The following is a 7391-nucleotide window of genomic DNA, read 5'->3' as shown; positions in this document are numbered from 1 at the left end:
GGGGCGCGCCGGGGGGGGGGGGGGGGGGGGGGGCCCCGCCCCCCCCGGGGGGCGGGGGGGGGCCCCCCCCGGGGGGGGGGGGGCCCCCCCGCGGCCCCCCCCCGCCGGGGGGCTTCAGGCCGTCATTCGGCGGCCACGACCACGGGGGCGCCGGATTCGACGCCCTCCTCCTGCATCTGCTCGGCCAGCTTCATGGCCTCCTCGATCAGGGTCTCGACGATCTTCGACTCGGGCACGGTCTTGATCACCTCGCCCTTGACGAAGATCTGGCCCTTGCCGTTGCCGGAGGCGACGCCGAGGTCGGCCTCGCGGGCCTCGCCGGGGCCGTTGACGACGCAGCCCATGACGGCGACCCGCAGCGGCACCTCCATGCCCTCCAGGCCGGCGGTGACCTCCTCGGCGAGCTTGTAGACGTCGACCTGGGCGCGGCCGCAGGACGGGCAGGAGACGATCTCCAGGCCGCGCTGGCGCAGGTTCAGCGACTCCAGGATCTGGATGCCGACCTTGATCTCCTCGGCCGGCGGGGCGGAGAGCGAGACCCGGATGGTGTCGCCGATGCCCTCGGCCAGCAGCGCGCCGAAGGCCACCGCGGACTTGATGGTGCCCTGGAAGGCGGGCCCGGCCTCGGTGACGCCGAGGTGCAGCGGGTAGTCGCAGGCGGCGGCGAGCTGCCGGTAGGCGTTGATCATCACGACCGGGTCGTTGTGCTTGACCGAGATCTTGATGTCGCGGAAGTCGTGCTCCTCGAACAGCGAGCACTCCCACAGCGCGGACTCGACCAGCGCCTCGGGGGTGGCCCGGCCGTACTTCTCCAGCAGCCGCTTGTCGAGCGACCCGGCGTTGACGCCGATCCGGATCGGCACGCCCGCGTCCTTGGCGGCCTTGGCGATCTCGCCGACCTTGTCGTCGAAGGCCTTGATGTTGCCGGGGTTGACCCGGACGGCGGCGCAGCCCGCGTCGATCGCCGCGAACACGTACTTCGGCTGGAAGTGGATGTCGGCGATGACCGGGATCTGCGACTTCCTGGCGATGATCGGCAGCGCGTCGGCGTCGTCCTGCGAGGGGACGGCGACCCGGACGATCTGGCAGCCGGAGGCGGTCAGCTGGGCGATCTGCTGCAGGGTCGCGTTGACGTCGGAGGTGAGGGTGGTGGTCATCGACTGCACCGAGATCGGCGCGTCGCCGCCGACCGGCACGTTGCCGACCATGATCTGACGCGAGTGGCGGCGCTGGGCCAGCGGCTTGAGCGGCAGGGAGGGGATACCGAGCGAGATCGCGGTCATGTGCGCAGTTTTTTCCTCTGGAGAGGTTCGGTGAGTCGGGGCGCACCTGCGGTGGCGGGGGCGCCCGGCGTCCAACGGTACGCCACGGCCGGGTGGCGGGGCACACCCGGCCGCCGGTGGCGCGCGGCTAGTTGATGCGCACCGGGTTGACGATGTCGGCGGCCATCACGAGGCCGGTGAAGCAGACGAAGATCCCGGCGACCACGTAGGCCAGCGGCATCAGCCGGGCCACGTCGAACGGCCCGGGGTCGGGCCGCCGCAGCACCTTGGCGGCGGTGCGGCGCACCGACTCCCACAGCGCCCCGGCGATGTGGCCGCCGTCCAGCGGCAGCAGCGGCAGCATGTTGAACAGGAACAGCATGAAGTTCATGTACGCGAGCATCTGGACGAAGAAGGCCAGCTGCTGGGTGGCGGGCAGGTCCATCGCGAACACGTCGCCGCCGAGCCGGGCCGCGCCGACCATGCCGACCGGGGAGTCCTGCTCGCGCGGGGCACCGTCGACGACGGCGTGCCACAGGCCGGGGATCTTGCCGGGCAGCTGGGTCAGCGACTCCACGCCGTGCCCGGCCATCTTCGCCATCTCGTCGGCGCTCTCGCCGACCGACATGTGGTGCACGCCGGTGGCGGGGGTGATGCCGAGGAAGCCCGCGGTGACGGTCTTGCCCTTGACCGGGTAGCCGTCCTTGTCCAGCGCGGCGAGGGTGTTGGGCTTGATGTCGGCGGCCAGCGTCTGGGTGCTGCCGTCCCGGTGCCGGACCTCGACGTCCACGTGCTTGCCCGCCGAGTCCCGGATCAGGGCCTGCAGCTGGTCGTAGTCGTGGATCCGCACGCCGCCGAAGGCCAGCACGGTGTCGCCCGCCCGCAGCCCGGCCGCGTTGGCGGGGGACTTCTCGGCGCCGGGCGCGCAGGTGTCGGTCTGGACGCTGACCGGGACGACGCACTCGCTGACCGACTGGATGGTCGGCGTGGACCGCGTGATGCCGATGCCCATGAACAGGGCGAGGAACAGCCCGATCGCCAGCACCAGGTTCATGCCCGGGCCCGCGAACATCACGATGACGCGCTTCCACGGCTTGCGGGTGTAGAACAGCCGGGTCTCGTCACCGGGCTGCAGTTCCTCGTACGAGGCCGCCCGGGCGTCCTCGATCATGCTCCGCCAGGGCGAGGAGGACCGCTTCGTTATCCGGCCGTCCGCGCCCGGCGGGAACATGCCGATCATCCGGATGTAGCCGCCGAACGGGATCGCCTTGAGGCCGTACTCGGTCTCGCCGCGCCTGGTCGACCAGATGGTCCTCCCGAAGCCGACCATGTACTGCGGGACGCGGATGCCGAACAGCTTCGCGGTGGAGAGGTGGCCGAGCTCGTGCCAGGCGATCGAGAACAGCAGCCCGACCACGAAGATCAGGACGCCCAGCACCCACATCAGCTTGTCCACCGCTCCGCCTCCGTCGTCCCTAACCTGCCGCCAGCTCCCGGGCCCGGGCGCGGGCCCAGTGCTCAGCCTGGAGTACGTCCTCCACCGTGAGCGAAGTTCCCGCCGCCGGGGTGCCGTGCTCGGCGACCACCTTCGCCACAGTGTCCACGATTCCGGTGAAGGGCAGCGCGCCCTTCAGGAAAGCGTCCACACATTCCTCGTTCGCGGCGTTGAAGACCGCGGGGGCCGTCCCGCCGAGCGTACCGACCTCGCGGGCCAGCTCGACGGCGGGGAAGGCCTCGTCGTCCAGCGGGAAGAACTCCCAGGTCGCGGCCTTGGTCCAGTCGCAGCCGGGGGCCGCGTCGGGCACCCGGTCGGGCCAGCCGAGGCCCAGCGCGATCGGCATCCGCATGTCCGGCGGGCTCGCCTGGGCCAGCGTGGAGCCGTCCGTGAACTCCACCATCGAATGAACGACCGACTGCGGATGGACCACCACCTCGATCCGGTCGAAGGGCACGTCGTACAGCAGGTGCGCCTCGATCACCTCCAGGCCCTTGTTCACCAGGGTGGCCGAGTTGATCGTCACCACCGGGCCCATCGCCCAGGTCGGGTGCGCCAGCGCCTCGGTGGGGGTCACGCCCGCCAGCTGCTCGCGGGTGCGGTTGCGGAACGGGCCGCCGCTGGCGGTCACCACCAGCTTGCGGACCTCGGCCCGGGTGCCGCCGGACAGCGCCTGGAACAGCGCGGCGTGCTCGGAGTCCACCGGCACGATCTGGCCGGGCCGCGCGACCGCCTTGACCAGCGGGCCGCCGACGATCAGCGACTCCTTGTTCGCCAGCACCAGCACCCGGCCCGCCCGCAGCGCGGCCAGCGTCGGGGCCAGGCCGATCGAGCCGGTGATGCCGTTCAGCACCGAGTGGCACTCCAGCGCGGCCAGTTCGGTGGCCGCGTCCGGGCCGGTCAGGACCTGCGGCAGCGGGGCCCCGTCGGCCTTCGCGGCCAGCGCCTCGCGCAGCGGCCGCTCGGCGGCCGGGTCGGCCACCGCGACGGTGTGCACGCCGAGCGCGAGGGCCTGCTCGGCGAGCAGCTCCACCCGGCCGCCGGCCGCGGACAGCGCGACCACCCGGAACCGGTCGGGGTTGCGGAGCACCACGTCGATGGCCTGGGTGCCGATCGAGCCGGTCGAGCCCAGGATGACCAACTCCCGGGGGCCGTGCGGGTCCCGGACGACCGGAGTGAAGCGCGACTGCGGATGGGCGAGCGAGTTCATGCCCACCATTGTGTCCTGCCGCCGGGCCCGCCCCGGCCGGAACCCGCCCGGCGTTCCGCCTCCCGGAACGCGCGCGGCGCCCCGCCCCCGCGACGGGTGCGGGGGCGGGGCGCCGGGGCGCTCGGGGGGCGGCTCAGGGGCGGCTCAGCGGTCTCAGAGGTCGAGGCCGGTGAGGACCAGCACCTTCTCGAAGGTGAAGTCCTCCATCGCGTAGCGCACACCCTCGCGGCCCACGCCGGAGTCCTTCACGCCGCCGTACGGCATCTGGTCGGCCCGGTAGGACGGCGCGTCGCCGATCACCACGCCGCCGACCTCCAGCTCCCGGTGGGCCCGGAACGCGGTCTGCACGTCGTGCGTGAACACGCCCGCCTGCAGGCCGAACGCCGAGTCGTTGACCGCGGCGAACGCCTCCTCGGTGCCCTCCACCCGGTGCAGCGACAGCACCGGGCCGAACACCTCGGCCCGGGCCAGGATGGCGTCCGCGGGCAGCTCGGCCAGCACGGTCGGGGCGTACGCGGCGCCGTCCCGGCTGCCGCCGGTCAGCACCTTGGCGCCCTTGGCGACCGCGTCCTCGACCCAGGACTCGACGCGCTTCGCCGCGTTCTCGTCCACCAGCGGGCCGACGTCGGTGGCCTCGTCCGACGGGTCGCCGGTGACCTGGGCCCGCACCTTCTCGACGACCTTCTCCACCAGGCGGTCGTAGACGCTCGCGTCGGCGATCACCCGCTGCACCGAGATGCAGGACTGGCCGCCCTGGTAGTTGGCGAACAGCGCGATCCGGCTCGCCGCCCAGTCCAGGTCCGCCTCGGAGTTCCAGTCGGCCAGCACCACGGCCGCGGCGTTGCCGCCGAGCTCCAGGGTGACGTGCTTGCGCGGCACCGAGTCCATGATCTGGTAGCCGACCTTGTCCGAGCCGGTGAACGAGATCACCGGCAGGCGCTCGTCCTGCACCAGGGCAGGCATCTTGGCGTTCTCCACCGGCAGCACGCTCCAGGAGCCGGCCGGCAGGTCGGTCTCGGCCAGGATCTCGCCCAGCACCAGGGCGGACAGCGGGGTGGCCGGGGCGGGCTTCAGGATGATCGGCGCGCCCACCGCGATCGCCGGGGCCACCTTGTGCGCCACCAGGTTCAGCGGGAAGTTGAAGGGCGCGATGCCCAGCACCGCGCCGCGCGGGAAGCGCCGCACGATCGCGTACCGGCCGGTGCCGCCCGGGTCGGTGTCCAGCCGCATGGTCTCGCCGTTGGTGCGGCGCGCCTCCTCGGCGGCCCAGCGGAACACCGACACGGCCCGGCCGACCTCGCCGCGCGCCCACTTGATCGGCTTGCCGTTCTCCGCGGTGATCAGCCGGGCGATCTCCTCGGTGCGCTCCGCCAGCCGCTTGGCGACGTGGTCCAGCGCGGTCGCCCGCTGGTGCGCCGGGGTCGCGGCGAACACCGGCACCGCGGCCGCGGCGGCCGCCACGGCCTCCTCCACCTGCGCGTCCGTCGGCACGCCGACCGTCGCCACCAGGCTGTTGTCGTGCGGGTGGCGCACCTCGAACGCCGTCTCGCCGCTCGCCCGCCGCCCGGCCAGCCAGAACTGATGAGTGGTGGTCACGGTCGCACCGGCCCCTTCCCTCGAAGACTTGTCGCCTTCACGGTAGGGCGCGGCCTCGGGGTTTCCGATTGGACGGACGGGACGAAACCGGGGGCCCGATTAGGACGCCGCGGACACGCCGCGGCTACTCCTCGCCCGACCTGAGCGCCAGCCACAGCTCCATCCGGACGTCCGTGTCGTCCAGCGAGCGTCCGAGCAGCTCCTCCACCCGCCGCATCCGGTAGCGCAGCGTGTGCCGGTGCACGCCCAGGTCGGCCGCCGCGGCGTCCCACTGGCCGTGCCGGGAGAGCCAGGCCCGCAGCGAGGCGACCAGGTCGCCGCGGGCGGTGCGGTCGTGCTCGCGCAGCGGTCGCAGCAGGCCCTCGGCGAAGGCGGTGACGGCCTCCTCGCCCAGCAGCGGCAGCAGCGAACCCGCGCCGACCTCCTCGTGGTCGACGGTGCGGCGGCCGCCGCGCTGGGCCACCGCCAGGGCCCGCTCGGCCTGGGCGTGGGCCGTCCCGGCGTCCTCCAGGGCCGCGGGGGCGGAGACGCCCAGCGCCAGGCCCTCGTGCTCCTCGACGGCGCCCAGGCAGGCCCGGTGCACCGAGCCGTTGTCCAGCGCGAGCACCATCAGGCGCGGCCCGTGCGCGCCGTCCTCCCGGGCCACCAGCAGCTTCTCGCCGACCTTGCCGCCCGCGTTCTCCGCCCGGTCGCCGAGCTCGCCGAGCGCCTCCGCGGCCTCCGGCCCCGGCCCGGCGGCCGCGACCAGCACCCGGACGGTGCCCTCGGGCAGGCCGCCGAACAGCCCCGCGGCGACCTGCCGGGCGGTGCCCACCTCCCCGGCCAGCACCATCCGCAGCAGCGCCGCGCCCATCCGCTCCTCGGCCTGCCGCAGCTCGCGCGAGCGCTCCAGGGTGAGGGTGAGCAGGGCGACCGCGGCGTTCAGCACGTACCGCTCGGTCGGGGTGATCCGGTCCTCGGTGCCGACCGCCAGGAAGCCGCGCGGACGCCGGTCGGCGCCCAGCGACTGGACCACCACGTAGTCCTCGTCCGCGGTGTCGATCGTCCCGGCCCGGCCTTGCAGCGCGGCGCTGGACGGGGCGGGGCGGCGGCGCAGCCGGTCGACCTCGGCGGCCAGCCGGCCGGCCCGGCGGGCCGCCCAGTCGGGGGCCACCGCGGACAGCGCGCCCGAGCCGTCGTACAGCGCCGCCCAGCCGCCCAGCCGGGCCGCCAGCCGGCGCACCACCGCGGTGGTGCCGTCCTTGCCGAGCGCGGCCCGGGTCAGCTCCTCCTGCGCCTCGAAGCTGGTGGTGACGGCCTCGTACTGCTCGGCGGCCAGTGCGGCCGAGACGGTCTTGGAGATCGCGATGAACGGCGTCGCCTCCGGCACCCGCAGCAGCGGCAGCCCGCGGTGGGCGGCGGCCTCCACCAGCGCCTGCGGCACCTCGCGGTGCGAGAGCCCGACCCCCAGGCCGAGGCCGACCACGCCCGCGTCGGCCAGCCGGTGCACGTACGCCTGCAGCTCGGCGGCGGCCTTGCCCAGCTTGATGCCGGTGGTGAGGAGCAGCTCGCCGCCCTCGAGGAACGGGGTGGGGTCGTCCAGCTCGCTGGTGTGGACCCAGCGGACGGGGCGCTCCAGGTGGTCCGCGCCGGCCAGGACCGTCAGGTGGAGCGCGGTGGTGCGGACGACGGAGGCGAGAGTGGGGGGCATGGCACCTTCGGTGGTTCGACCCGGCTGCGCCGTTGCCGCCGAGCGAGTGAGGGTTCTCCTCCCATTATGGACGCTCCGGACAACCAGGAGTGCCGAAATCCGCCGGTCCGTAGCTTCCGTGACCCAAACGATGACCGG

The 7391-nt window shown here is 73.8% G+C and carries 5 protein-coding genes; all 5 read right to left on the bottom strand.

Translation table 11 applies throughout. The features are described 5' to 3' along the window. Window positions 1-122: 122 nt before the first annotated feature. Window positions 123-1283 carry a flavodoxin-dependent (E)-4-hydroxy-3-methylbut-2-enyl-diphosphate synthase gene (gene ispG, locus ACFY00_RS32040; protein WP_388036067.1) on the bottom strand — a complete coding sequence of 387 codons (1161 nt, stop codon included), beginning with the start codon at window positions 1281-1283 and terminating at the stop codon, window positions 123-125. Window positions 1284-1410: 127 nt separating this feature from the next. Then, window positions 1411-2718 (bottom strand): M50 family metallopeptidase, encoded by a 1308-nt coding sequence (locus ACFY00_RS32035; protein WP_388036064.1) that lies wholly within the window; start codon window positions 2716-2718, stop codon window positions 1411-1413. Between the two features lie 19 nt (window positions 2719-2737). Then, window positions 2738-3967 carry a 1-deoxy-D-xylulose-5-phosphate reductoisomerase gene (gene dxr / locus ACFY00_RS32030; RefSeq protein ID WP_388036061.1) on the bottom strand — a complete coding sequence of 410 codons (1230 nt, stop codon included), beginning with the start codon at window positions 3965-3967 and terminating at the stop codon, window positions 2738-2740. A gap of 153 nt (window positions 3968-4120) precedes the next feature. Continuing rightward, entirely contained in the window at window positions 4121-5563 is a 1443-nt protein-coding gene (locus ACFY00_RS32025) for an aldehyde dehydrogenase family protein (RefSeq protein WP_388036058.1), read from the bottom strand. Between the two features lie 124 nt (window positions 5564-5687). Next, window positions 5688-7253: a PucR family transcriptional regulator gene (locus tag ACFY00_RS32020; protein ID WP_388036056.1), complete on the bottom strand. Its 1566-nt coding sequence runs from the start codon at window positions 7251-7253 to the stop codon at window positions 5688-5690. Window positions 7254-7391 lie beyond the last annotated feature (138 nt).

Origin of the sequence: Kitasatospora sp. NPDC001540 (assembly GCF_042894345.1) — a bacterium.
GTDB lineage: Bacteria > Actinomycetota > Actinomycetes > Streptomycetales > Streptomycetaceae > Kitasatospora > Kitasatospora phosalacinea_C.
Note: the sequence above shows the minus strand (reverse complement) of the source record. Positions and strands in the feature narration are given on the sequence as shown.

Excerpts from the sequence above, each read along its gene's own strand:
- ispG (WP_388036067.1), bottom strand. The coding sequence starts at position 1,283 with ATGACCGCGATCTCGCTCGGTATCCCCTCCCTGCCGCTCAAGCCGCTG.
- dxr (WP_388036061.1), bottom strand. The coding sequence starts at position 3,967 with ATGAACTCGCTCGCCCATCCGCAGTCGCGCTTCACTCCGGTCGTCCGG.
- ACFY00_RS32020 (WP_388036056.1), bottom strand. The coding sequence starts at position 7,253 with ATGCCCCCCACTCTCGCCTCCGTCGTCCGCACCACCGCGCTCCACCTG.